A 24715-nucleotide genomic window follows, 5' to 3' on the forward strand; every position below is an offset into this window, starting at 1 on the left:
AGCCCTCACTTCGGCGCGATGCCGGCGAACTGGAGCACGCCGGCCACCACGACCACCATCGCCAGCGACAGCGGCAGGAACACCTTCCAGCCGAGACGCATCAGTTGGTCGTAGCGGTAGCGCGGCACGATCGCCTTTGCCATCGCGAACAGGAAGAACATGAAGAACACTTTGAGCGAGAACCAGATGATCCCCGGCACCCAGTTGAAGGGCGGCAGGTCCACCGGCGGCAGCCAGCCTCCGAGGAACAGGATCGTCGCCAGCGCGCACATCGTGACGATCGCGACATACTCGCCGAGCATGAACAAGAGATACGGCGTCGAGCCGTATTCGACCATGAAGCCGGCGACGAGTTCGGATTCGGCTTCGACGAGGTCGAAGGGCGGACGGTTGGTTTCCGCCAGCGCCGAGACGTAGAACACCACGAACATCGGGAACAGCGGCCAGACGTACCAGTTCAGGACGGTGAGCTGCGGCAGCCCGATCAGGCTGGCGAGGCCGCGGACATGCTGGGCTTCGACCACGGCCGAGAGGTTCAGCGTGCCGGCGCAGAGCAGCACCGTGATGATGACGAAGCCGATCGAGACTTCATAGGATACCATCTGCGCCGCCGAGCGCAGCGCAGCCAGGAACGGGTACTTCGAGTTCGACGACCAGCCGGCCATGATGATGCCGTAGATCGACAGCGACGAGATCGCGAAGATGAAGAGGACGCCGACATTGATGTCGGAGATGACCCAGCCGAGATTGGTCGGGATCACCGCCCAGGCCGCGAGCGCGAGCACACAGGAAACCAAGGGAGCGAGGAGAAACACGCCCTTGTTGGCGCCTGCCGGAATGATCGGCTCCTTCAGCACGAACTTCAGCAGGTCGGCAAAGGACTGGAACAGGCCCCAGGGCCCGACCACGTTCGGACCGCGGCGGATCTGCACCGCCGCCCAGATCTTGCGGTCGGCGAGCAGGATGTAGGCGATCGCGACCAGGAGGACGACGAGCACCAGCACGCTTTCCGCGATCATGATGATCAGCGGCCAGAGAAAGCCCGTCCAGAATGCGCTTGCGAAAAATTCCATCGGCTCACTCCGCTGCGGTCAGCATCTGCCCGGAGGCAAGCCGCGAGCATTCCGCCATCACGGCGGACGCACGCGCGATTGGGTTGGTCAAATAGAAGTCCTCGATCGCCGCCTTGAACGGCGCCTTCTCGGGCGAGCCGCCCTTCCCCGCCAGCTTCTTGATCTGGTCGGCGCTACCTGCCTCGATCTGGTCGAGACGGATCAGATGCGGCACGGCCTTGAAGAGCGCCTGGCGCAGCGCGGCGAGCGAGTCGTAGCCGAGCTTCTTGCCGAGCGCTTCCGAGAGCGCACGGACGATCGCCCAGTCCTCGCGGGCCTCGCCCGGCGGGAACGCGGCGCGGCCGGTCATCTGCACGCGGCCTTCGGTGTTGACGTAGATCGCGGACTTCTCGGTGTAGGCAGCCGCCGGCAGGATCACATCGGCGCGATGCGCGCCGCGGTCGCCATGGGTGCCGATGTACACGACAAAGGTGCCGTCCGGCGCCTTGACCTCGTCGGCGCCGAGCAGGAACAGCAGGTCGAGCGTGCCGAAGGTCGTCATCTGCGCCGCGTTCAGCCCGCCCTGACCGGCAACGAAGCCGATATCCAGCGCACCGACGCGCGAAGCGGTCTCGTGCAGCACGCCAAAGCCGTTCCAGCCGTCCTTCACCGCGCCGACGTCGAGCGCGAGCTTGGCGGCGGCGGCGAGGATGGCGGCGCCGTCGTGACGCGAGGCTGCGCCCGCGCCGACCAGGATGATCGGGTTCTTGGCGTTCTTCAGCACATCCATGAAGGAGTGCTTGCCGGCCGCGAGCTCGCCGAGCGTCTCGGTGCCCGCGCCGAGATGGTCATAGTCGTAGGTGAGATCGGCCTTGGCGCCGATCACGCCGACCTTCAGGCCGCCGGCGCGCCAGCGCTTGCGGATGCGGGCGTTGAACACGGCCGCTTCCTTGCGCGGATTGGCGCCGACGATGAGCAGCGCATCCGCCTGCTCGACGCCTGCGAGCGTCGGGTTGAAGATGTAGGAACTACGGCCGAGCGCGGGATCGAAGGCGTCGCCGCCCTGCACCGCCAGATTGGCCGAGCCGAATTTGGCCAAGAGATCCTTCACCGCGAACATCTCTTCGACGCCGGAGAGGTCGCCCGAGATCGCGCCGATGCGCTTGCCGTCGGTACGCGCCGCCTTGGAAGCAATCGCAGCGAAGGCTTCGGGCCAGCTCGCCGCACGGAGTTTGCCGGCTTCGCGGATATAGGGCCGGTCGAGGCGCTGGGTCCGCAGGCCGTCGACGATGTGGCGGGTCTTGTCGGAGATCCACTCCTCGTTCACGGCCTCGTTGATGCGCGGCAGCACGCGCATCACCTCACGGCCGCGGGTGTCGACGCGGATCGCAGATCCCACGCCGTCCATGACGTCGATCGACTGGGTCTTGCCGAGCTCCCACGGACGCGCCGCGAAGGCATAGGGCTTCGAGGTCAGCGCGCCGACCGGGCAGATGTCGACGAGATTGCCCTGCAATTCGGACGTCAGCGCGTGCTGCAGATAGGTCGTGATCTCCATGTCCTCGCCGCGCCCCGTCGCGCCCATCTCGGGGGCGCCGGCGACTTCCGCCGAGAAGCGGACGCAGCGCGTGCACTGGATGCAGCGGTTCATCGAGGTCTTGACCAGCGCGCCGAGATATTTGTCCTCGACCGCGCGCTTGTTCTCGGCGAAGCGGCTGGTGTCGACACCATAGCCCATCGCCTGGTCCTGCAGATCGCACTCGCCGCCCTGATCGCAGATCGGGCAGTCGAGCGGATGGTTGATCAGAAGGAACTCCATCACGCCTTCGCGTGCCTTCTTCACCATCGGCGAACGCGTGGAGATTTCCGGCGGTTCGCCCTTCGGGCCCGGACGGCAGTCGCGCACGCCCCAGGCGCAGCTCGCAACCGGCTTCGGGCCGCCCTTCACTTCAACGAGGCACATCCGGCAATTGCCGGCGATCGACAGCCGCTCGTGATAGCAGAAGCGCGGAATCTCGGCGCCGGCCGCCTCGCACGCCTGAAGCAGCGTGTATTCGGCCGGAACATCGATCTCTTTACCGTCGATGATGAGCTTGGTCATGTCTCTTACTCCGCCGCGACCATGTTCACGGGATCGCGGACACCGGCATCGTCGATGTCGGCCTTGTGCGAATATTGGTCGATGCGCGCTTCGATCTCATGACGGAAATGCGCGATCAGGCCCTGGATCGGCCAGGCAGCTGCGTCGCCGAGCGCGCAGATGGTGTGGCCTTCGACCTGTTTTGTCACCTCTAGCAGCATGTCGATTTCGCGCTTGTGGGCGCGACCATCGGCCATGCGGGTCAAGACGCGCCACATCCATCCGGTGCCCTCGCGGCACGGCGTGCACTGGCCGCAGCTCTCATGCTTGTAGAAATAGGAGATGCGGGCGATCGAACGGATCAGGTCGGTCGACTTGTCCATCACGATCACGGCCGCGGTGCCGAGACCCGAGCGCAGCTTGCTCAAGCTGTCGAAATCCATCGGCGTGTCGATGATCTGCTCGGCCGGCACCATGCGCACCGAGGAGCCGCCGGGGATCACGGCCTTGAGGTTGTCCCAGCCGCCGCGGATGCCGCCGCAATGCTTCTCGATCAGCTCACGGAACGGAATGCCCATGGCTTCTTCGACGTTGCAGGGCCGTTCGACATGACCGGAGATGCAGAACAGCTTGGTGCCGACATTGTTCGGACGGCCGATGCCGGCGAACCAGGCCGCACCGCGGCGCAGGATGTCCGGCGCAACGGCAATGGACTCGACGTTGTTGACGGTGGTCGGGCAGCCGAACAGGCCGACATTGGCCGGGAACGGCGGCTTCAGCCGCGGCTGGCCCTTCTTGCCTTCGAGGCTTTCGAGCAGCGCAGTCTCTTCACCGCAGATATAGGCGCCGGCGCCGTGCGCGACGTAGATGTCGAACGGCCAGCCGTTGACGTTGTCCTTGCCGACCAGCTTGGCCTCATAGGCCTGGTCGATCGCGGCCTGGAGATGCTCGCGCTCGCGGATGAACTCGCCGCGGACATAGATGTAGCAGGCATGCGCGTTCATCGCGCAGCTCGCGATCAGGCAGCCCTCGATCAGGAGATGCGGATCGTGCCGCATGATCTCGCGATCCTTGCAGGTTCCGGGCTCGGATTCGTCGGCGTTGACGACGAGATAGCTCGGACGGCCGTCGGTGGACTCCTTCGGCATGAACGACCATTTCAGACCGGTCGGGAAGCCGGCGCCGCCACGGCCGCGCAGGCCCGACGCCTTCATCTCGTTGATGATCCAGTCGCGGCCCTTGTCGATGATGGTCTTGGTACCATCCCAGGCGCCGCGGCGCCGCGCGCCCTCGAGGCCCCAATCATGGAGGCCGTAGAGGTTCTTGAAGATGCGGTCCTTGTCCTCGAGCATGTCAGTGCTTTCCGATCAACGATTGGCTTGCTTGTAGGCAAGCCCGGCGGCGCAGACGGCGAAGGCCAGCGCCCAGAGCAGACTGGTTTCCTGCGTCGCGTTCATCACGAAGCGCTGCAGCAGGAACATGAAGGCGGCCGCGAGCGCGGCATGCATGGCAACGAAGCCCCATTTATTCACGGCTTCGCTCCCACGGTTCGCCTGAGACGGAAGACCCATCAGGAGGTCTCCTTCAGCGTGGTCGGCCCGCCCGCCGGCGCGGAGAACTGGCGGCCGTTCTGCGGACCGGGCTTCGGCGGATTGCCCGAGGCAAAGCCGTCGAGCACCTTGCCAAAGGTCTCCTTGGTCAGGTCCTCATAGGTATCCTTGCCGATCAGCACCATCGGCGCGTTTACGCAGGCACCGAGGCACTCGACCTCTTCCCAGCTGAAATTGCCATCCTTGGAGAGATGGAAGGGATCGTGATGGATGCGGCTCTCGCAGACATGGATCAGGTCTTCGGCGCCGCGCAGACGGCACGGCGTGGTGCCGCAGACCTGGACGTGGGCCTTCTTGCCGACGGGAGCGAGCTGGAACATCGTGTAGAAGGTCGCGACTTCGAGGACGCGGATATAGGGCATGTCGAGCAGGTCGGCGACGGCGCGGATCGCGGCTTCCGAGACCCAGCCCTCGTGCTGCTCCTGGACGCGCCAGAGGATGGCGATCACCGCGGACGCTTGCCGGCCGGCCGGATATTTCGCGATCTGCTGCTTGGCGAAGGCAAGGTTCTCGTCCGTGAACGCAAAGCTCGCGGGCTGGACTTCCTTCGGTGCTAATCGGCGAACGGACATGTCTTAATCTCTCACTGCATGCGGCGCACGGTTTTCGCATTCAGGGCATTGATCCTGTCCTGCCAGAATGCGCTTGCGGTGCCGAAAACGTTGTAGCCGACGTGGGTCGAGACCTTGATGCGATCGAGAATCGACAGCTCGGTCACGGTCTCCAGCCGGTTGGTGCGCGGATCGAGCACGATCAGCTTCATCGGGGTCTGTTCGAGGATGTAGCGCGACACCGCGTGCGTGCGATCGCTGCCGTGCTCCTCGCACATGATGACGCTGTCGGTCTGGAGCAGCCGGGCACCGCCCTTGATCGCCTCGATCTCGACGCCCTCGACGTCGAGCTTGATCAGATATTTGCCAGTGCCTGCGACCTTGCCGTCGTCGATGAGGTTATCCAGCGCGAGAACAGGCACGTCCTCGCCGCCGTCCGACGGAGCGCCGGCGATGCTGAAGGCCTCGTGCTTGGTGCCTGACAGCCGCGCGGTGCCGCGCGAAGCGCCGATCGCGCATTTGATGGTCTCGAAGCGATTGCCGTTGATGCGGGCGTTGTTCGCGAGCTTCGGATAGTTCTGGCCCGACGGCTCGATCGCGATCGACTTGTGCGAGCCGAACGGCTTGCTCGACACCAGCACCGACCAGTAGCCGTAATTGGCGCCGCAATCGAGCAGCGTGTAGTCGACGTCGATGGAGTCCGAGAACAACAGCTCCAGCTCGTCCTCGTAGCAATAGGAACGATTGAGCAGCTTGCTCCAGTAGCCGTCGCCGTAAGGAAACTCGAACACGGCGTCCGGGTTGAGCTTGATCGCGATGTTGCGCTCGGGCAGCGTCTTCCGCAGCAAATTCGCGCAGGCGATGTAGCCCATATGCGAGAAATGCGAGGAGATCTTCGATCCCGTCACCAGCGCCAAGGCAGCCGTCCGCTCCCACAGGTTGGCCCCTTCAAGGGCCCCCGAGGTACGGTCAAACTGGATTGGCGCCTGCGCCATCACCGATCGACCTCACTTAGTTCCCGACAATAATTCGTCTCACCGACACCACGGCCTCCGCTGAGTTCGCAAAGAACTGCTCCTCGGTCGCGAATCCACACTTCGTAACGCCAATACGCATCCATCATGTCGCGCGGACTTACGCTTTGGTATTTCAGTTTCCAGCCTTCCTTGGACAACTGATCAGGGCACCACTTCGCGGCGGTTGTTCGTCCCGGGCACGCTGACGAGAAGGCGGACGGAAGCTGCGCCTGCGCGCTTCCAACCCAACAACCCGCCCCTGCGAGTATCGCGATGGGTGCCACAGCTCTCACCGATCGACCTCTCCGAACACGATGTCGAGCGAACCGAGAATGGCCGAGACGTCGGCGAGCAGATGGCCACGGCAGATGTGGTCCATCGCCTGGAGATGGGCAAAGCCCGGCGCGCGGATCTTGCACTTGTAGGGCTTGTTGGTGCCGTCGGAGATCAGATAGACGCCGAACTCGCCCTTGGGCGCCTCGACCGCGGTGTAGACTTCGCCGGCCGGCACATGAACGCCTTCGGTGTAGAGCTTGAAGTGGTGGATCAGCGCTTCCATCGAGCGCTTCATCTCGCCACGGCGCGGCGGCGCGACCTTGTTGTCTTCGACGACGACGGGGCCCTTCCCTTCGGCTGCATTCAGCTTCTGGATGCACTGCTTCATGATGCGCACGGACTGGCGCATCTCTTCCATGCGGATCAGATAGCGGTCGTAACAGTCGCCGTTCTTGCCGATCGGAATGTCGAAATCCATCTCGGCGTAGCACTCATAGGGCTGCGACTTGCGCAGGTCCCAGGCCGCGCCCGAGCCGCGCACCATCACGCCCGAAAAACCCCACTCCCAGGCTTCCTTCAGCGGCACCACGCCGATATCGACATTGCGCTGCTTGAAGATGCGGTTGGCGGTGAGCAGGCGGTCGAGATCCTCGACCACTTTCAGGAACGGATCGCACCAGGCCTCGATGTCGTCGACCAGCTTCTGCGGCAGGTCCTGATGCACGCCGCCGACACGGAAGAAGGCTGCGTGCATACGGCTGCCCGAGGCGCGCTCGTAAAACACCATCAGCTTCTCGCGCTCTTCAAAACCCCACAGCGGCGGGGTCAGCGCGCCGACGTCCATCGCCTGCGTGGTGACGTTGAGAAGGTGAGAGAGAATGCGGCCGATCTCGCAATAGAGCACGCGGATCAGCTGGCCGCGGCGCGGCACCTCGATGCCGAGCAGCTTTTCGGCCGCGAGGCAGAAGGCGTGCTCCTGGTTCATCGGCGCGACGTAGTCGAGCCGGTCGAAATACGGGATCGCCTGCAGATAGGTCTTCTGCTCGATCAGCTTCTCGGTGCCGCGGTGAAGCAGGCCGATATGGGGATCGACGCGGGCGACGATTTCGCCGTCAAGCTCCAGCACCAGACGCAGCACGCCGTGCGCGGCCGGATGTTGCGGTCCAAAGTTGATCGTAAAGTTGCGAAGCTGTTCAGGTTGCTCGTTCATGATCAGGCCTTCGGTCCTGCCTTCTCGTCACCGGGAAGCGGATAGTCGGCCCCTTCCCACGGCGAGAGGAAATCGAACTTGCGGAATTCCTGGTTGAGCCGGACCGGCTCGTACACCACGCGCTTCTCCTGGTCGTCGTAGCGGACTTCGAGGAAACCGGTGGTCGGAAAGTCCTTGCGCAGCGGATGGCCCTCGAAACCGTAGTCGGTGAGGAGCCGGCGCATGTCGGGATGGCCGACGAAGAACACGCCGTAGAGGTCGTAGGCCTCGCGCTCGAACCAGTCGGCGCCGGGGAACACCTCGATCAGCGACGGCACCTGCGTGGTCTCGTCGGCCTGGGCCTTGAGCCGGATCCGGGCGTTCAGAGTCGGTGACAGGAAGTGATAGATGACGTCGAAACGCTTCTCGCGCGCGGGATAGTCCGCAGCCGTAATGTCGGTGAAGTTGATGAAGCGGCAGTTCGGATCGTCGCGGAGGTACTTGACCACCTCGACGATCTTGCTGGCCTCGACATCAACCGTGAGCTGGTTGAAGGCCACCGAATGACCGATGGCGGCGCCCGGAAGCGCGCTCACGATCGTCTGCCCCAGGGCGTCGAGCTTGGCGTCGTCCATGACGTAAAACCTTAGCGTTCGATGGTGCCAGTGCGGCGGATCTTCTTCTGCAGCAGCAGCACGCCGTAGAGCAGCGCTTCCGCCGTGGGCGGGCAGCCCGGCACGTAGATGTCGATCGGCACGATGCGGTCGCAGCCGCGCACGACCGAGTAGGAATAGTGATAATAGCCGCCGCCGTTGGCGCAGGAGCCCATCGAGATGACGTAGCGCGGCTCGGGCATCTGGTCGTAGACCTTGCGCAGCGCGGGCGCCATCTTGTTGGTCAGCGTGCCCGCGACGATCATCACGTCGGACTGGCGCGGCGAGGCACGCGGCGCGAAGCCGAAGCGCTCGACGTCGTAACGCGGCATCGAGACCTGCATCATCTCGACCGCGCAGCAGGCGAGACCGAAGGTCATCCACATCAGCGAGCCGGTACGGGCCCAGGTGATGAGATCGTCGGTTGCGGCCACGAAGAAGCCCTTATCAGACAGCTCGTGGTTGACCTCGAGGAAGAACGGATCATTGGCCCCGACCGGCCTGCCGGTCGACGGATCCAGAATGCCCTTGGGAGCCGGCGCGATCGCCGGGCCGGCGGACGGCACAGGGTTCAATCCCATTCGAGTGCCCCTTTCTTCCATTCATAGGCGAAGCCGACTGTCAGCACGGCGAGGAACACCAGCATGGACCAGAAGCCGGTCGCGCCAAGCTTGCCGAACGCTACTGCCCAGGGAAACAGGAACGCCACTTCGAGGTCGAAGATGATGAAGAGGATGGCGACCAGATAGAAGCGGACGTCGAACTTCATGCGGGCGTCGTCGAAGGCGTTGAAGCCGCACTCATACGCCGAGAGCTTTTCCGGGTCCGGCTGCTGGAACGCCACGATGAAGGGGGCGATCAACAGCACTAGGCCGATGAGGGCCGCGACCCCTATGAAGACGACGAGTGGAAGATAGTTCTGTAGAATGCCGCTCATTGACGAGCCTCTTTTCCCGCAGCCTCGGGACAGCCACGGATTCGTCCGATTTGGAATTATTCTGAGCCTTAGCGCAGTGCACCAATGGGCGCAAGACACGCTCTTTTCAGGCCCTTTGCTGCTCCCAGACCGGTGGAAATCCCGGAATCACCCCGCGGCTGGTATGGAGCAGATCGCCGAACCCGACAAGGGCGGCCATAGTTTTGCATGGTAGCAGGTCTGAGATTGCGGCGCACGGGCCGCGCCGGCTATTTGCCGTGGTTCATCAGCGAAAACGGCCCGGTTTTTTTGCTGCGGCGGCGCACCCAAACCCAAGCAACGACCGCAACCGGCGCCCCGACTGTCACCCAGGCGACATACTGGCCGACCGTTCCCCACAGCAACGCCGCCAGCAGACCGATGATTGTCGCCGCGGCGAGTAGCATAGGTGCAGCAAAGACACGTATCCACAGGCGCGCACGGTCAGAGGAGCCATGCATCACGACGGGACCGGGGCTCGTCTGGCGAATGCGTCGGCTTTGGCAGGCGCGCGCTTGCGCCGCCGCGCCACCCAGAGATAGAGGCCGCTGCCGATCACAACGATGGTGAGCCCGTCGAGCGCGGCCCAGATCACTTTCAGCGGCATCCCGCCATAATCGCCGAAATGCAGCGGCTGCGAGATCAGCAGCGCCTGGAGATAGAGCGGCAGCGCGCGGGCATCGGCCACCTCCCCGGTTTCGCCGTCGAGCAGTACGGGCTTCAGCAGCCGCGCCGTCAGCGCCGTGTCGCCGCGCATGAAGGCGGCGAAATGGTGCGAGGACGTGAACGGCGTGCCCGGGAAGGCGATGAAGGCGACCTCCATGCCGGGCGCAGCCTGCATGGCGCCCGCGACGACATCGTCGAGCGAGGCGAGATGCATCGGCGGTGGCTTGCCGGCATAGGGCGCGACCATGCTGGCGAGCTCGGTCGCCTTCCACTGGTTGAGCATCAGCTCGGCCCAGGTGTTGACGACGCCGGTCAAGCCCACCACCAGCGCCCAGGCTACCGTCACCACGCCGATCAGATTGTGCCAGTCGAGCCAGCGGACGCGGCGCGCGGCACTGTCACGGATGGTGGCAAAGCGCAGGCGGCGGGTGAACGGCCAATACAGCACCACGCCGGAGACGATCGCCACAGTGAACAGCAGCCCCATCGCGCCGAGGAACAGCTTTCCGGCCTGGCCCGCGAACATGTCGATGTGCAGCTTGAGCACGATCAGCATCGGCCCGACGCCGACCGGCCCGAGCAGCTTGGCTGAACCGGCGTCGAAGGCACGCACGGTCGCATTGTCGGACGCACCGTCAGGGGCGCTGTTGGTGAAGGCCATCACCAGCCCAGGCTCGTCCTTGTCCCAGGACACATATTGCAGGATCCGGCCGGGATCGGCGGCGAGCGCGGCGTCGGCGACGACTTGGGGCGTCGCGCGCGCCGCGCTCGCATGAGCTTCGGGCTGGGGGGCGTAGCCCAGGAGCTCATCGATCTCGTGATGGAAGATCAGCGGCAGGCCGGTCAGGCAGAGCAAGAGCAGGAACAAGGTCGAGATCAGGCTGGTCCAGGTGTGGACTACGGACCAGATCCTGACCGTGCGCGCCTTCACAAAACCCTCCCCTCGCCGAGCCTTACCATTTGCCTCACCATTTGTAGGAGACGCTGGCGGTGACGCGGCGACGATCGCCGTAGAAGCAGGACGAGGCCGAGGCGCAGCTTGCGACGTAGATCTTGTCGGTCAGATTGATCACGTTGATGGCCGTGCGCCAGTTCTGCCATTCGTAGTGGACCGCGAGATCGCCGAGCACCACCGCGGGAACTTCGAGCGTGTTGGCGGTGTCGGCCCAGGACGAGCCGACATAACGCACGCCGCCGCCGAACCCAAATCCCTCGAGCGGCCCGTCCTTGAAGGTGTAGTCCGCCCAGCCAGAGATCAGCATCTCGGGCGTATTGGTCGGGGTCTTGCCGACGAGGGACTGATCGAGATCCTTGCTGGTGAAGAGATGATAAGCGGTGAACGCGGCGATCAGCTTCAGCTCCTTGGTGGCGTTGGCCACCGCTTCGAGCTCGATGCCGCGCGAGGTCACCTCCCCGGTCTGGTTCTGCAGCAGCACATTCGACGGATCGGTGGTCGCTACGTTCTGGCGCTTCAGGTCGAACACCGAAGCGGTGAAATAGCCGTCAAATCCCTTGGGCGCGACCTTGACGCCGATCTCGGCCTGCTTGCCGGTCTCCGGCAGGAACAGCTGGTTCTGCGCGTTGAGGCCGATGATCGGATTGTAGCTCGTGGCATAGGAAATATAGGGCGCGATGCCGTAGTCGAAATTGTAGATCAGCCCGACCCGCCCGCTGAACCTGCTGTCGTCGCGTTGCGCAATATTTGCGCCGGTGTCACGCGCGACCTGTGACGTCTCGACCCAATCATTGCGACCGCTCAAGACCAACGTGAAGTTGCCGAGCTTCATCTGGTCCTGGACGTAGGTGCCGGCCTGCTTCTGCGTGATCTGGAAGTTGCGGAACGGCGCGCCCGTGAGCGGAATGTCGAGACCATAGGCGGGATTGAAGACGTTGATCGACGGTACCGTGCCGAAGTTGAACGCCTGGTAATCGTCGATCTGATAGCCCTTCAGATCGACCCCGAACAGCATCGTGTGCTTCACCGGACCGGTGTTGAAGCGGTATTCGAGCTGGTTGTCGAGATTGGCCTGGTTGGCGGTGTTCTTCGCATACCAATTGTAGCGGCCCATGGTAGCCGTGTTGATATTGTCCCAGCCATTGCCGATGAAGCCGCGATAGGTCAGGTCGATATGCGCGAACCGCGCGTTCTGCCGGAACGTGAGGTCGTCGGTGAGATTGCGCTCGAACTGGTAGCCGAGCATCTCCTGCTCACGCGTGAACTTGTCGACGTTGGGATCGCCGGCGAAGAAGCTGGTCGGGATCTTGCCGAACGGCGCGTTGGTCACCGTGCCCTGATAGGGCAGGAAGTTGATGCCGCGGGTGTCCTGCTTCGAGGCCGAGGCCAGCACCGTGAAGGTGGTGTCGGCATCCGGCTTCCAGGTGAAGGACGGCGCGATGAAGTAATTGTTGTCGGGCGTGAAGTTGACCTGCGTGCCGCCGTTCTGGACCTGCCCGACGACGCGGTAGAACAGCTTGCCATCCTGTTTGCCGTCCTGGGGCTGCGTCGCGACGGGACCACCGACATCGAAGCCGACATAGGCGTTGCCGAAATTGTTGACGCCGGTCTCGATGTAACGGACCGGCTCGGTCGGCGGCATCTTGCTGATGACGTTGACGATGCCGCTCGGGCTCGATCCGCCATAGAGCACGGCCGACGGACCACGCAGCACCTCGACGCGCTCCATGTTCGACGGCTGCAGCTTCCAGCTTGCATAGGACGTGTAGAACAGCTGCATGCCGTCGAGGAACAGCCCGACGTCGTCGGACTTGAAGCCGCGGATCAGCCACCAGTCGTTGCGGGTGTCGGCACCGAAGGTGCCGGCGCGCACGCCGGCGGTGTAGCGCAGGACTTCGTCGAGCTTGTTCGGCTTCTGGTCGCGGATCTGCTCGGCACCGATCACCGACATCGCCTGCGGCGTCTCCATGATCGGCGTGTTGGTCTTGGTGCCGGACGAGCTGCGCCTGGCGACGTAGCCCTGCACCGGGCCGCGCGGCGTCTCGACAATTCCGACGTTGCGCTGCGGCTGCGGTTTCCGGCTGTTGGCCGTCTGCACCGGGCCCTGCGTCCGGCGTGGTGCGCGGACGGCGGCGCGGCGGCGCTGCTCCGGTGCAGCCACATTCACCGGCGGCAGGCTCTGCGCGCCATTTTGTACCGACGATTGTGCGAGCGATGTTTGCGGTAACAAAACCCAAGCCGACGCGGTCGCCAACACGGCCGACCGCAGCATTCCAAGACTCTTCAACGCGCCACCCCAACATGTGTGTCTGATGCGTCATGCCGTTGTTCCCCCAACGGCATGCGTTTCAGGCGACGCTTATGTGAGAGAGCGCGGTTCCCCTAATTGAAAGGCTCTTAGAACATCTCTTAGAGAAGCTCTTAGAAGCACTCGAATATTTCCGGAGATTGCTGCGCGATCAGCGCGAAACCTTCTCGGCTTCGAGCATCGCTTCCGCTGTCGCGGTGAGACGATCGATCTGCGCGAGCAACGTCTCCAACTCGTCGTTGCTCAATTGCTCGAGCAGCATCCGGTTGCGTTCCTGCGCGCCTTCGACGATTGCATCATGTGCGGTGAGACCCGCAGGCGTCAGCGACACCAGCACCTCGCGGCTGTCTTTCGGATTCGCGGACTTCGCGATCAGCTTGCGCGAGACCAGCTCGGCCAGCGCTCGGCTGATCTGGCCCTTGTCCTGACCGACGGCTTCGGCGAGCCGGGCCACGCTCATCGGCGGCCGCCGGCCCAGCGAGGCGACCAGACCGAACTCGACCGACGACAATCCAGCGAGGCGCTTGTAGCGCAGGATGGCACCGCGCTTGAGCAGGTTGGCCAGCACCATCAGCCGTGACGACAGCATCACGGTGATCGGCGCCGGCGAGTGATTGTCGTCCGTATCGGACGATTGGCGCCCGTCCGTGCTCGATGTCTGGCTCATGGTCCACATCTGCCAAGAAAGCCAGGAGGTGCCAAGTGCTGGCAGTGTCTTGGTAGCGCAACCTCCCCAACCTGATCCAAATGCAATTAAGAGGCATTCAGGAAGATCGTTGACATTGTCATCTAATTATCTTTCACTGAGTCAACACAAGGCGACCCGGCCATCAAGGCCAGCGGCGGGAGGAACAGGCATGACGATCACCCAGCGGGATCGCGATCTCGGCACGGCCTATGCGATGAAGCCGGCGCATACGCGCACCGAGCTCACCTCGGTCGTGCGCGGCACGCCGATGGGCGAATTGCTCCGCCGCTACTGGCATCCGGTCGGGCTGATCAGCGACGCCACCGACACGCCGAAGAAGGTGCGCGCGCTCGGCGAGGACCTCATCCTGTTTCGCGACAGGAACGGTCGCGTCGGCCTCCTCCACGCCCGCTGCTGCCACCGCGGCACCACGCTCTATTATGGCAAGGTCGAAGAGGACGGCATCCGCTGCTGCTATCACGGCTGGAAGTTCGATACCGAAGGCCATTGCCTGGAGCAGCCCTGCGAGCCCGACGGCGGCCAGTTCAAGGACAAGGTGCGCCAGCCCTGGTATCCGGTCGAGGAGCGCTACGGGTTGATCTTTGCCTATATGGGCCCGGCCGAGAAACGCCCGGTGCTGCCGCGCTACGAGTGCCTCGAAAACATGGACGACGGTGAGTTCGTCGAGGCCGACGATTCCTCGATCGGCGGCGGCGGTCCTGCGGTCATCCCCTGCAACTGGCTGCAGCATTTCGAGAACGTGGTCGATCCCTACCACGTGCCGGTGCTGCACGGCTCGTTCTCAGGGCCACAATTCACCAACATGATGGCTTCGATGCCGGAGGTGAAGTTCGACAAGACACCGCGCGGCATCGCCGTGCGCTCGATCCGCAAGCAGGACGACGGCCGTGTGTTTTACCGCGTCACCGAAGCCGCCCTCCCCACTCTGCGCGTCGTTCCGAACCCGCGCGTGGCGCAGTTTGCCCGGGTGGAGTCGATCGGCTGGACGCTGCCGATCGATGACACCTCGTTCCGCATCTACGTCGCCGGCCGCGTCAAGAATTCCGGCGACATCGGCCGCATGCGCTCGAAGTTCAACGGAAAATTCTGGTGGGACATGACCGAGCAAGAGCACCAGCAATTCCCCGGCGATTACGAGGCCCAGGTCGGCCAGGGCCCGGTGACGGTGCACTCCGAGGAGCATTTCGGCCAGAGCGACCGCGGCATCCTGTTGATCCGGCGCATGCTGGGCGAGCAACTGGAAGCGATGGAGGCGGGCAACGACCCAATCGGTGTCTCATTTGACGCAAGCGCTGCGCCGGTCGAGTTCGAAGCCGGGAACTACATACGCGACTCGTGAAGCGACCAGCTCCATTAAGAGCTGGACCCATAAAGATAACAAAGACAAATTGGGGGGATGCGATGGTCGATGTGACATCACAGGTGTCAGTTCAGACGCCCGCCGCGGCAACGCCGTCGGCGCGGCGCTATTACGTGCTGGGCCTGCTCACCATCATCTATGCGCTGAACTTCCTCGACCGCACGATCTTCAACGTCCTGATCGAGCCGATCAAGAAGGAGTTTTCGCTCAGCGACACCATGATGGGCCTGCTCGCGGGCTTCGGCTTCGCGCTGTTCTACTCCCTGCTCGGCATTCCCATCGCGCGCGTCGCCGACCGGCTCAACCGCCGCAACATCGTGGCGCTGGCGTTTGCGTTCTGGAGCGCGATGACGGCGCTGTGCGGCATGGCCTCGAGCGTCACCGCGCTGGCCTTTGCCAGGATCGGCGTCGGCATCGGCGAATCCGCCGGCTCACCCGCCTCGCAGTCGATCGTCGCCGATCTCTTTGCCAAGAACGAGCGCCCGCGCGCGCTCGGCATCTACGCCATCGGCACGTATCTCGGCGTCTTCCTCGGCTATTTCGTCGGCGGCTATGTCAACCAGCACTATGGCTGGCGGATGGCCTTCTATGTCGCGGGCGTGCCGGGCATCCTGCTGGCGCTGATCCTGTGGCTGACGATCTCGGAACCGAAGCGCGGCGCAATGCAGGAAAACTTCGTGCCCGAGCCGCTCGGGCCGACGCTGCGCTTCCTGGCGTCGCAGCAGAGCTTCATCATCGTGCTGATCGGCTTCTGCCTCACGACGTACACCAACTATGCGACGGCGGCCTGGATCCCGCCGTTCCTGGCGCGCGTGCACCATCTGTCGAGCGCCGAGATCGGCACCTATGCCGGCACCTTCAAGGGGCTCGCCGGCATGGCCGGCACCCTGCTCGGCGGCTTCGTGGTGGCGCAAGTGAGCCGCCGCGACGACCGCTGGAAGCTGTGGGCGCCGGCGATCACCTCAGGCCTCGCCGGCCCCGTCTTTGCGCTGTGCATGCTGACGCAGGATTTTGCGATGATGGTCGCGATGCTGGCGCTGACCTCGTTCCTGGTCGGCTTCCATCTCGGGCCGATCTTTGCGATCGCGCAGACGGTGGCGAAGCCCAGCATGCGCGCGCTCGCCTCCGCGCTGATCGCGCTCACCGCAACCTGCTTCGGCCAGGGCGTCGGCCCGCTCGCGGTCGGCGTGGTCAAAACGACGCGCTGAAGGGCAGCTACGGCGCCGACGCCGTGCGCTATTCCCTGCTCTCGGCAGCGGTCACGACCACGCTCGGCGCCCTGCTGTTCGTCTGGGCGGCGCGGACCATCCGCGCCGACATCAAGCGGGCAAACTGAGCGCGCTCACGCGCTCATGAAGGCGAGCATGTCCGCCATCAGGCGCTCGCTGTGCGTCAGCGGCAGCGGATGCGGCGCGCCCTCGTAGACGATCAGCTTGCTGCCCTTGATCAGCTTTGCCGTCTTGGCGCCCGTCAATGGCAGCGGCGCGCTGGCATCCTTGTCGCCGTGGAGGATCAGCGTCGGGCGATCGATCCTGGCGGCAGCCGCGCGCAGATCGGCGAACGCGATGGTCTTGCGGCACGCCAGCGCCACCGGCAGCGGCACGCTCAGCATCATCTCGCGGATCCAGGTCCGCGTGATCTCGGGCGTGTCGGGCATGAAGAACGGCGCTTCGTTCGCCGCGATCCATTTCGCGAAGTCGCGTGCGACGGCGGCGTTGTCGACCTCGATCATCGCCTTCGGAACCGCATCCGGATTGTCCTCGGTCTTGACCAGGAACGGCGTCGTCGGCGCGACCAGCACCAGCCTTGCGATCCGTTCCGATCCGTATCGGCCGAGATAGTTCACCGCCTCAGCGGTCCCCATCGAGAAGCCCACCAGCGTGACGTCGCGCAGGTCGCGCGCCTCGATGACGGCGGCGACGTCGTCGGTCAGCGTGTCCAAATCGTAGCCCGACGACGGCATCTCGGACCGGCCATGCCCGCGCCTGTCGGGCGCAACACAGCGGAAGCCTTTTGCGTCGAGGGCTGCAATCTGGCTGCCCCAGCTGCTGGCGTCGAAGGTCCAGGCCGACAGCAGCACCACCGGCTGCCCGCTGCCCCAATCCTGCACGAACAGTTTTGTGCCGTCCTTCGCGGTCACATAGGGGGATCGCGCAGTCTGCTGGGCTGCGGTCACTGGCGCGCTCCCACCCGATGCCGCCGCAAGGGCGGTTCCAAGCAACGTGGCTTCGAGGATTGTTCGACGGTTCATGGTGTTTCTCCCTTGCCGGATCGCTCGGCCCATCGGTCCCGGCCGATGCAAACGATCATGGCGAAGGGAATTCGCCCCCGCGATTACGCGGCAGGTAAAACCACGCGAGGCCCCTGAAATAGCCTGATGAAACCATTTTACGGAACCCGCGAAACGATCCGGAAACAGATGCTCCTTAAGACATCAGCCTACAGACGGCGCCAAAGCCCGTCGGGAGGCTTCGATGAACCACTCAATTCACTCTGCAGATCGGGGTACCCACCTGAAGATCGTGGTGGTGGCGCTGGTGGCCGGCATCGCAGTGGCCGGCTTCGGGATCGCAGCCCGCACCAATGCCGATTACAGCCAGACCGCCCAGTCCACCCACGTGATCAAGGCCGGCAAGCCGGTGGCGATCACCAGCTCGGGGACCTCGACGGTCCGCTAATTGCGGGAAAAAGGTCCGGTTTGACATGCAATGGCCGCCTTGGGGCGGCCTTTTGCTTTTGGCCAATAATATCTGAAGAGTTCAGGCCAAACTGTTGAATCACCTGGCCTGTGCCGCGCAATACTCCCGCCAGAACTGGCGGTAGGCCGCTTCCACGTGGCGCGTGTAGGTCGCGCCGTTGCCCGCCGCGAGGCTGCGATCCGGGCCGGCAGCTCCTGCCTCAAGGCGGCCAGCGCTTCCAGGATCCGCCGGCACAGCGTCTCGACGTCAGCGAGCCGCCCGTTGGCGTAGGCCTGGTGGGCCGCCGCCAGCACGGCATCGGTCTCCTTCTTGAATTTGTTCTGGAGCCTTGCGTTCTGGAAGGCGCGAGAGCCGACGGTCAAGCCAAATTGTCCGCGGAAAATGCCTGTGGAGCTTGTAACACCATGGATTGATTCGCAGCCCGGAGGCAGCCGTCCGGGCCGTAGCGATACGGTCCCGTTCCGCGCCAACAGGCGTTTGCGCCCCTTGAACGCAACGTCCTTGACTTCACCATGTCCCCCCTTTAAGTCCCCCCTCGTTCCGCGCGGACACATACGCGTCACGCGGGAGTAGCTCAGTTGGTTAGAGCGCCGGCCTGTCACGCCGGAGGTCGCGGGTTCGAGCCCCGTCTCTCGCGCCATTATTTCAATGGCTTAGCAGCAAGTCGCCGCGTGAGTTTCAACTTTTCAAACCGCCGAGTTTCAACTTCCTGAGCTTGTTCTGTTCCGAACCGAGCAGCCTCCTACCGATTCTGCGCGCCTCGTCTGCAGCTCGAACCGCCGCAATGTTCACCGGCATATAAGTCTTCTGCAACTTCCGGTTCTGGTCGATGCTGTTTGCCATCTTGGCGGCAATTGCCTCGACGGACGCACCTCCGGCATTTGCCTCGACCGCACCGGTCCGGCGCATATCCATCAGCCGCCGCATCTCGCCCCCGCCAAAGACTGCCCGGCGCAGGTCCGCGAAATCGTCGATCAGCGAGTCCTTGGTGTACGGAACCGGTAGGCGAGGACGACCGCCCTTGCCCGTAGGCTTGAAGCCCTTGGTGCGAAACACTGGCGCGTCGTCGTGCAGATCATAGTCGAGCCCGGCAACGTATGCCTCGACAAGCCGCTGTGAGCGGGCTGTGAGCGTACCTATCGCCGACTCGCCAGTCTTAGCCCGATCGCTGGTAAACGCCATGTCGGTGCCGCTCGTCACCGCCTGAGCCGGTGTAAGGGTGCGAACGTCGACCGGGGCAAAGCCTGTATCCCACGCAATGGCGATGATACAGGCCAGCCCTCGATAGCCGGCTCGCCAGCCTTCCTTGACGAGGCGAACAACCTCGCCCTCGCGCCAAGTTTCGGTACGGCCGGGCACGCCAGTCTTGCGGATGACCTGTGAAGGGTCCGCGTCGGGCGTGCAAAGCTTAAGACCGGCTAGGATGTTGTAGAGTGCCCGCCAGATTTTCAGCGCGCGTCCGGCCTCGCCATCGCCCTTCGTGACCTTGAGGCGCCCATACCACCGATCAAGCATTTCGAAGGTGACGGTTTTTGGATCGACATCGCCAAAAACAGGGCCAATGTACTTCCAGCCGCGGTCCCAATCTTCACGAGTCCGTGGCGGCTTCGCCTGCCATTCATGGCTGCGGCGGAATCTCTCGAACCCATCGCCAACGCTTCCGGTGGGATAGAGGCGGGACGGTGCCTTCTCTAGACCTTTGCGGGCGCGCTGGTAGCGCTCCTCCCATTCTGTGGCGATAGCCCAAGCAGATGGCCCGTCGTGCCCGCAGGACACGATCTGAAAGCCCATGGCACGCATCTTCATGGTGGGAAGCCAGTAAGCGTGCTTCCCTTTGCGCAGTACGTAGTGCTTGAACTTAATGTTTCCCAAGACTCGCCATCCGCTCCTCGAATACGTCGCTTGCATCAACGGCCGAACCAGATGCGGCACCCAAACCGGCGCGTCGATCCAGCCAAGCGTCAATGGCCTCCAGATCGTAGTGGCCCGTCACCGGGCAGGCGGCAGGAAAGCCGATGCGCCGCAAGGCTGACAGTTTGACTTGGAAGTCCGATTCATTCAGGTGCAGCCGCCGCGCGGCCTTCTGTGCAGGAACGAGTCGCGGGGCGACTGAAAAGCGGATGGAATTAGCTTTGAAATTATCGTTCGCGTGCTGCAATGAAGATCCCCAAATTGACTTGCCTATGTACCGTACATTTTGTACGATGTCAAGCCCGATCGCGCTTTTTGGACCAGTATGAAAGATTTCTCGCTCCTAGCAGCCCAGATCAGAGCCGCCCGCGCCCTACTCGGCTGGTCACAAGCCTATCTCGCCGAAGGCATCAACGTGCGGCGTGCGACGATTGCGGACCTAGAAGCTTGCAAGCACGAGCCACACGAAGCGACCCTGTCGGTTCTGATGAATGAGCTTGCCGCGGCCGGAATCAATTTCACAGAACGTGGCGTCGAGTTTCGAAAGTGGCCATCGAAGCCTTATGTGCCAACAGGAATCAAACGAAAGCGGTGAAGCTGTGGACCAGCTTGACAGAAACTGAAAAGCCGCCCCGTTAATGCCGGGACGGCGCTTCGCTCGATATAGATTCCGCTACTGAGGCGAGGCCAGATCGTCCACTCTCAACTCCAGCACTATTCCAGCGGCAGCGAGCTTGTGACCATCGCTCTTGTGCCGGGCCGCGGTGGCTTCGTCGATTCTTCCCACTTCGATCAGGCTGGCCAACAAGACCTCGTTCGCAGCCAACTGCGCGGTGATGATGTCTTTCATGGTGATGATGCTCCTTCGCAGGCAGGTCGTATGACTCGCCTGCGAAACAGCACCGCATTTTAAGATTGTAGCTGTCAACACCTAAGGTGTAGCTGAAATAGCTACACAACCGCTAGCAACTTTGTAGCTAAAATAGCTACAGCAGGTGTACCGATTGTCGCGACAATCTGCTCTCCGCGTTGCGAACCGTACGGGCTTCGTGGATTTGTTTGCTGGTTAGCCCAATGTCGTCACTGTTCGATAGTGGAGCAGTGCGATTTCCGCCGTTTGATCTTACCTCGCCGCGCTCCTGTGCCCCGTCGTATTCATCGGCCAGCCGGCGCTTCGCCCCCGCCTCAATTTCGAGCGTGTCGGATTAGCTTTTCCGAAGACGTATTTCGCTGCCGTCAAACGGCTTCTTCTTTCCGGCAACCTTCCAAGTGTTGTCTATCACGCCCTCAGCCGCAAGTTCGACGCAGATATTTTTCACGTTTGTTTCTCTTACGAGAAACGCTTCCAGGACAGGCAAAATCAGATTCTCTCGATCTCTTGTCCGAGCGGTACATCGCCTTTCAAGCGACCCTTCCACCCGGGCCCGCCTAGAATGGGGTCTAACGACTCAATGGTCTTCGGATCGGACATAGCAGCCGCCCGATTGACGAAGTCGTACATGAAATTAATCAGAACCTCGTTTGGCGCATGCCTTAGTACCGGCCGGATGGCATCATACGAATAACCTGTCCATCCTGTTGGATCGATGAACACAAGCGCGAACGAATTCCCAATAAATTTGACGATCTCAGACGTTGCGTCTTCGAACCTACCATTGAAAGTGGCCACATAGAACGAATCCTGCGGCGAGTGATGCTTACTGACGGCTTCCGTAAGCAACTCGTACGCCCTCCGGTCCTTCTCTACAAAGAAGCACCTTGTCGTTCTTGGCTTTCCTTGTGCCTTGAGATCGTAGTGGGCCGTTTTTAGAACGTCTATCGCAATCATAAAGGAGCTATCAGAGAAGTCCTCCGTCTGCGTCTCCCAAGGCCCCGAGAAGCCATCAATGTAGCTGATTTCCCGGTGTCCGCCTAAAAATAGCTTGTACACCAGCGTTTGGAGATAGCGCCTCAGGATGAAGTGCTTTGTGGCCGTTTGCTCTCGTTTAAAGTAAGGATCGGTTTCCATCCATCGGTGCCAGTTTATTACGCGCTAGCTTGCCCGTGGGAAGGCGAGACAGCGGGATACTGACTCCACTTGCGGATTCCGATGATCTCGCCCGGGTGTACCGATTTGATCTCGCCCAGGATTCCGAGATGATCTCGCCCACCATTCCGATTTGATGTCGCCCGGGGCGCGAGGCGTTCTGGCTGTCTGGTTTCTGGCATCGGCGAAGCCGCGTGGTCAATCTTGAATCGCGGCTCGAAGGACTTGTTTTTTGCTGCTCCTGCTGTGGGCATGTGGGCAACGCCCTTCGCGTTGTCCAAGCGCAGCGGCATGTCCACAGGGCCACGGGCTCAGGCCTTTCGGCCGGGCTTACGGGTTCGCCGCAGGCTCTCGCCATTGAGATCGATCCGGTGGGCGTTATGGACCAGGCGGTCGAGAACGGCGTCGGCGTAGGTGGGGTCGCCGATCAGCGCGTGCCATTGATCGACGGGAAGCTGGCTGGTGACGATGGTGGAGCGGTGGCCGTAGCGGTCCTCGAGGATCTCCAGGAGGTCGTGGCGGGCCGCGGCGTCGAGCGGCTCGAGGCCCCAGTCGTCGAGGATGAGGAGATCGACGCGGCCGAGCGCGCGCAGCAGGCGGGGGTGGCGGCCGTCACCGCGCGCCAAGGCCAGATCGCTGAACAGTCGCGGGACGCGCTGATAGAGCACGGAGCGATTGTCGCGGCAGGCCTTGTTGCCGAGCGCTGAGGCGAGCCAGCTTTTGCCGACGCCGGAGGGCCCGCAGATCAGCAGGTTGGCGTGGTCATCGATCCAGCGGCCTTCGACCAGCATCGTCAGCAGGCTGCGGTCGAGGCCGCGTGGAGTGCGGTAGTCGATGTCTTCGACGCAGGCCTCCTGGCGCAGCTTGGCGTATTGCAGCCGCTTCGACAGCCGCTTGTCGCGTCGCAATGACGCTTCGCGTTCGAGCAGGAGCGCGAGCCATTCGGCGTGGCCGAGGCTTGCGGCGTCGCCGCCGGCTTCGATGTCGGCGAAGGCCTTGGCCATGCCGTGAAGGCCGAGCGCGTGGAGCTGATCGAGGGTCGGATGGGTAAGCAAGATGAGATCTCCTAATTGTAGTAGCGCGGCCCGCGGATGTTGGGATGAAGGATCGGCGCGTCGTCCGCGGAGCGCTTGGGTGAAGGACGCCGATCGAGATTGTTGGCGAGGATCGATTTGACCGAGCCGTAGGTGCGCGCGCCGATATCGATCGCCCGCATGGCGGCGGCATCGAGCCGCTCGTGCCCGTAGGATCGGGCGAGCCGGATGATGCCGAGACAGGCGCGGAAGCCCTGTTCCGGATGCGCGCGCTCGTCGAGGATCAGGTCGCACAGCGCCGCGGTCGCCGGCCCGATCGAGGCTGCGTCCTTGCGGATGCGCTCGATGGTCCAGCCGGCGTAGCGCCGATGACTGGATGCCATGTGCTCCGGCACGGTCGTGTGCTTGTGGTTGCCGCTCATGCGCTGATGCGCGGCGATCCGCTCACCCTTGTGGAATATCTCGACGGTGCGGGCCGTGAAGCGCACCTCGACCTCGGCGCGGACGAAGCGATGCGGAACGCTGTAATAATGCGCCTCGATCTCGACGTGATAATCGATGCTGACCCGGCAGATCCGCCACTCAGCGAACACGTAAGGGCTCTCCGGCAAGGCCTGGAGTGCCGGCCGGTCGATCTCCTCCAGCAGCTTGCGGCGAGTGACGCCGAGCCGCCGGATCGGCCGCTCCTCGTTGAGCCGGGTCATTAACTCGGCGATCGCCGCGTTGACCTCGGCGAGGCTGTGGAAGATCCGGTGGCGCAGCCGTCCGAGCAGCCAGCGCTCGACCATGAGGACCGCCTGCTCGACCTTGGCCTTGTCCCGTGGCCGTCGCGGCCTCGCCGGCAGAATGGCGGTGCCGTAATGCGCCGCCATATCGGCGTAGCTGCGGTTGATCTGCGGATCGTAGAGGCAGGCCTTGATCACCGCGACCTTGGTGTTGTCCGGCACCAGCAGTGCCGGCACGCCGCCGATCGCCTCGAAGGCGCCGACGTGCCCGCTGATCCAGTCGGCGAGGCCCTGCGTCCAGGTCGCCTGCGCGTAGGTGAAGCTCGATGCGCCGAGCACTGCGACGAAGATCTGCGCGGTGCGCCGTTCGCCGGTGAACCGGTCGATCACCACCGGCACGCCGTCGCCGGCATAGTCGACGAACAGCTTGTCGCCGGCCGCATGCGACTGGCGCATCGTCACCGACAGCCGGCCTTCCCAGGCCCGGTAGAGCTCGCAGAACCGCGAATAGCGATACCCGCCGGGTTCGCCCGCGATGTACTCCTCCCACACAATCGACAGCGTCACGTGCTTGCGCTTGAGCTCGCGATGCACCGCCGCCCAGTCCGGCTCGGCCTGCCGCCGATGGCCCCGCCGGGTGCCCGGACCGGCTCCGGCGCTGGCGAACAGCCGGGCCTCCAGCACCGTGTCGGTGACGTCGTCTGGCAACGGCCAGGTCAGCCCCGCCGCCTCGAACCGGCGGATCGTCAACCGCACCGTCGAAGGCGCCGTCCCCAACCGCCGCGCAATCTCGCGGGTCGGCATCCCAGCCGACTTCAATCTGATCACTTCGCGCACGTGGCGCATCGCAAGCCTCTCCGTCGGCATCCAGGTCCCCCTTCGCAAAGCCGAAAGGCGGGACCGTATCGGAGCCAGAAGAGGCCTCGTCACCCCGGGCGAC

Annotated in this window: 24 protein-coding genes, 1 tRNA gene and 1 pseudogene; 5 read left to right on the plus strand and 21 right to left on the minus strand. The window is 63.4% G+C overall.

All coding sequences use genetic code 11. The features are described 5' to 3' along the window. Positions 1-5: 5 nt before the first annotated feature. The 14 genes from nuoH to V1280_RS08230 all read right to left on the minus strand — a co-directional run bounded on the left by nuoH (position 6) and on the right by V1280_RS08230 (position 13978). Positions 6-1073, minus strand: a complete 1068-nt coding sequence (gene nuoH / locus V1280_RS08165; RefSeq protein WP_148773700.1) for an NADH-quinone oxidoreductase subunit NuoH — start codon at positions 1071-1073, stop codon at positions 6-8. A gap of 4 nt (positions 1074-1077) precedes the next feature. Further along, entirely contained in the window at positions 1078-3153 is a 2076-nt protein-coding gene (gene nuoG, locus V1280_RS08170; RefSeq protein WP_334521497.1) for an NADH-quinone oxidoreductase subunit NuoG, read from the minus strand. Positions 3154-3158: 5 nt separating this feature from the next. Further along, complete coding sequence (gene nuoF, locus V1280_RS08175; protein WP_148773702.1) at positions 3159-4484, minus strand: NADH-quinone oxidoreductase subunit NuoF; 1326 nt, start codon at positions 4482-4484, stop codon at positions 3159-3161. Between the two features lie 15 nt (positions 4485-4499). Beyond that, positions 4500-4703, minus strand: a complete 204-nt coding sequence (locus V1280_RS08180) for a hypothetical protein (protein WP_148773703.1) — start codon at positions 4701-4703, stop codon at positions 4500-4502. Next, a complete protein-coding gene (nuoE, locus tag V1280_RS08185; RefSeq protein WP_027529885.1) occupies positions 4703-5314 on the minus strand; it encodes an NADH-quinone oxidoreductase subunit NuoE in 612 nt (203 codons plus the stop codon). The genes V1280_RS08180 and nuoE overlap by 1 nt, the downstream gene beginning before the upstream one ends. Before the next feature lie 11 nt (positions 5315-5325). Continuing rightward, positions 5326-6288 (minus strand): FkbM family methyltransferase, encoded by a 963-nt coding sequence (locus tag V1280_RS08190; RefSeq protein WP_334521514.1) that lies wholly within the window; start codon positions 6286-6288, stop codon positions 5326-5328. A 310-nt stretch (positions 6289-6598) separates the two neighbouring features. Further along, on the minus strand, positions 6599-7795 hold the full coding sequence (locus tag V1280_RS08195) for an NADH-quinone oxidoreductase subunit D (protein WP_334521517.1): 1197 nt from the start codon (positions 7793-7795) through the stop codon (positions 6599-6601). Between the two features lie 2 nt (positions 7796-7797). After that, positions 7798-8409 carry an NADH-quinone oxidoreductase subunit C gene (locus tag V1280_RS08200; protein ID WP_148773706.1) on the minus strand — a complete coding sequence of 204 codons (612 nt, stop codon included), beginning with the start codon at positions 8407-8409 and terminating at the stop codon, positions 7798-7800. 11 nt (positions 8410-8420) lie between these two features. Then, positions 8421-9002: a NuoB/complex I 20 kDa subunit family protein gene (locus tag V1280_RS08205; RefSeq protein ID WP_283053265.1), complete on the minus strand. Its 582-nt coding sequence runs from the start codon at positions 9000-9002 to the stop codon at positions 8421-8423. Next, positions 8999-9364, minus strand: coding sequence for an NADH-quinone oxidoreductase subunit A (locus tag V1280_RS08210; protein WP_027529890.1), 366 nt, complete (start codon positions 9362-9364; stop codon positions 8999-9001). The genes V1280_RS08205 and V1280_RS08210 overlap by 4 nt, the downstream gene beginning before the upstream one ends. Before the next feature lie 248 nt (positions 9365-9612). Further along, positions 9613-9789 carry a hypothetical protein gene (locus V1280_RS08215; RefSeq protein ID WP_334521523.1) on the minus strand — a complete coding sequence of 59 codons (177 nt, stop codon included), beginning with the start codon at positions 9787-9789 and terminating at the stop codon, positions 9613-9615. 53 nt (positions 9790-9842) lie between these two features. Beyond that, entirely contained in the window at positions 9843-10979 is a 1137-nt protein-coding gene (locus tag V1280_RS08220) for a PepSY-associated TM helix domain-containing protein (RefSeq protein WP_334521526.1), read from the minus strand. Between the two features lie 34 nt (positions 10980-11013). Beyond that, entirely contained in the window at positions 11014-13275 is a 2262-nt protein-coding gene (locus V1280_RS08225; protein ID WP_334521529.1) for a TonB-dependent siderophore receptor, read from the minus strand. Positions 13276-13462: 187 nt separating this feature from the next. After that, positions 13463-13978 carry a MarR family winged helix-turn-helix transcriptional regulator gene (locus V1280_RS08230; RefSeq protein ID WP_334521532.1) on the minus strand — a complete coding sequence of 172 codons (516 nt, stop codon included), beginning with the start codon at positions 13976-13978 and terminating at the stop codon, positions 13463-13465. A 190-nt stretch (positions 13979-14168) separates the two neighbouring features. On the opposite strand from V1280_RS08230, the gene V1280_RS08235 reads away from it, so the two are divergent. Next, the gene (locus V1280_RS08235) at positions 14169-15359 is read left to right on the plus strand and encodes an aromatic ring-hydroxylating dioxygenase subunit alpha (RefSeq protein WP_334521535.1); all 1191 of its coding nucleotides are present in this window, start codon (positions 14169-14171) and stop codon (positions 15357-15359) included. 62 nt (positions 15360-15421) lie between these two features. Further along, positions 15422-16716, plus strand: a pseudogene (locus tag V1280_RS08240) (spinster family MFS transporter). Between the two features lie 6 nt (positions 16717-16722). Here the strand turns inward: V1280_RS08240 and V1280_RS08245 are convergent. Further along, positions 16723-17631 (minus strand): alpha/beta fold hydrolase, encoded by a 909-nt coding sequence (locus V1280_RS08245; protein WP_334521538.1) that lies wholly within the window; start codon positions 17629-17631, stop codon positions 16723-16725. 223 nt (positions 17632-17854) lie between these two features. Here V1280_RS08245 and V1280_RS08250 point away from each other — a divergent pair, with 223 nt between their 5' ends. Together V1280_RS08250 and V1280_RS08255 are read left to right on the plus strand one after the other, a co-directional pair. Further along, positions 17855-18058: a hypothetical protein gene (locus V1280_RS08250; RefSeq protein WP_334521541.1), complete on the plus strand. Its 204-nt coding sequence runs from the start codon at positions 17855-17857 to the stop codon at positions 18056-18058. Positions 18059-18642: 584 nt separating this feature from the next. Further along, positions 18643-18719, plus strand: a tRNA-Asp gene (locus V1280_RS08255). 38 nt (positions 18720-18757) lie between these two features. Here V1280_RS08255 and V1280_RS08260 read toward each other — a convergent pair. Both V1280_RS08260 and V1280_RS08265 read right to left on the minus strand, forming a co-directional pair. Further along, positions 18758-19951, minus strand: coding sequence for a hypothetical protein (locus V1280_RS08260; RefSeq protein ID WP_334521543.1), 1194 nt, complete (start codon positions 19949-19951; stop codon positions 18758-18760). Next, entirely contained in the window at positions 19938-20237 is a 300-nt protein-coding gene (locus V1280_RS08265) for a hypothetical protein (protein WP_334521546.1), read from the minus strand. Before V1280_RS08265 ends, V1280_RS08260 begins: the two co-directional genes overlap by 14 nt. A 78-nt stretch (positions 20238-20315) precedes the next feature. Between V1280_RS08265 and V1280_RS08270 the strand changes: the two genes are divergently transcribed. Further along, positions 20316-20585: a helix-turn-helix domain-containing protein gene (locus V1280_RS08270; protein WP_334521549.1), complete on the plus strand. Its 270-nt coding sequence runs from the start codon at positions 20316-20318 to the stop codon at positions 20583-20585. A 78-nt stretch (positions 20586-20663) separates the two neighbouring features. On the opposite strand, the gene V1280_RS08275 is transcribed toward V1280_RS08270, so the two are convergent. The 4 genes from V1280_RS08275 to istA form a co-directional block, all read right to left on the minus strand. Then, a complete protein-coding gene (locus V1280_RS08275) occupies positions 20664-20840 on the minus strand; it encodes a hypothetical protein (protein WP_334521551.1) in 177 nt (58 codons plus the stop codon). A gap of 510 nt (positions 20841-21350) precedes the next feature. After that, on the minus strand, positions 21351-21998 hold the full coding sequence (tcmP, locus tag V1280_RS08280; protein ID WP_334521553.1) for a three-Cys-motif partner protein TcmP: 648 nt from the start codon (positions 21996-21998) through the stop codon (positions 21351-21353). Between the two features lie 329 nt (positions 21999-22327). Then, positions 22328-23071, minus strand: a complete 744-nt coding sequence (gene istB, locus V1280_RS08285; protein ID WP_334518610.1) for an IS21-like element helper ATPase IstB — start codon at positions 23069-23071, stop codon at positions 22328-22330. Positions 23072-23082: 11 nt separating this feature from the next. Then, positions 23083-24621 (minus strand): IS21 family transposase, encoded by a 1539-nt coding sequence (gene istA, locus V1280_RS08290; RefSeq protein WP_334538124.1) that lies wholly within the window; start codon positions 24619-24621, stop codon positions 23083-23085. Positions 24622-24715: the final 94 nt, after the last annotated feature.

The organism is Bradyrhizobium sp. AZCC 2230 (genome assembly GCF_036924495.1).
GTDB lineage: Bacteria > Pseudomonadota > Alphaproteobacteria > Rhizobiales > Xanthobacteraceae > Bradyrhizobium > Bradyrhizobium rifense.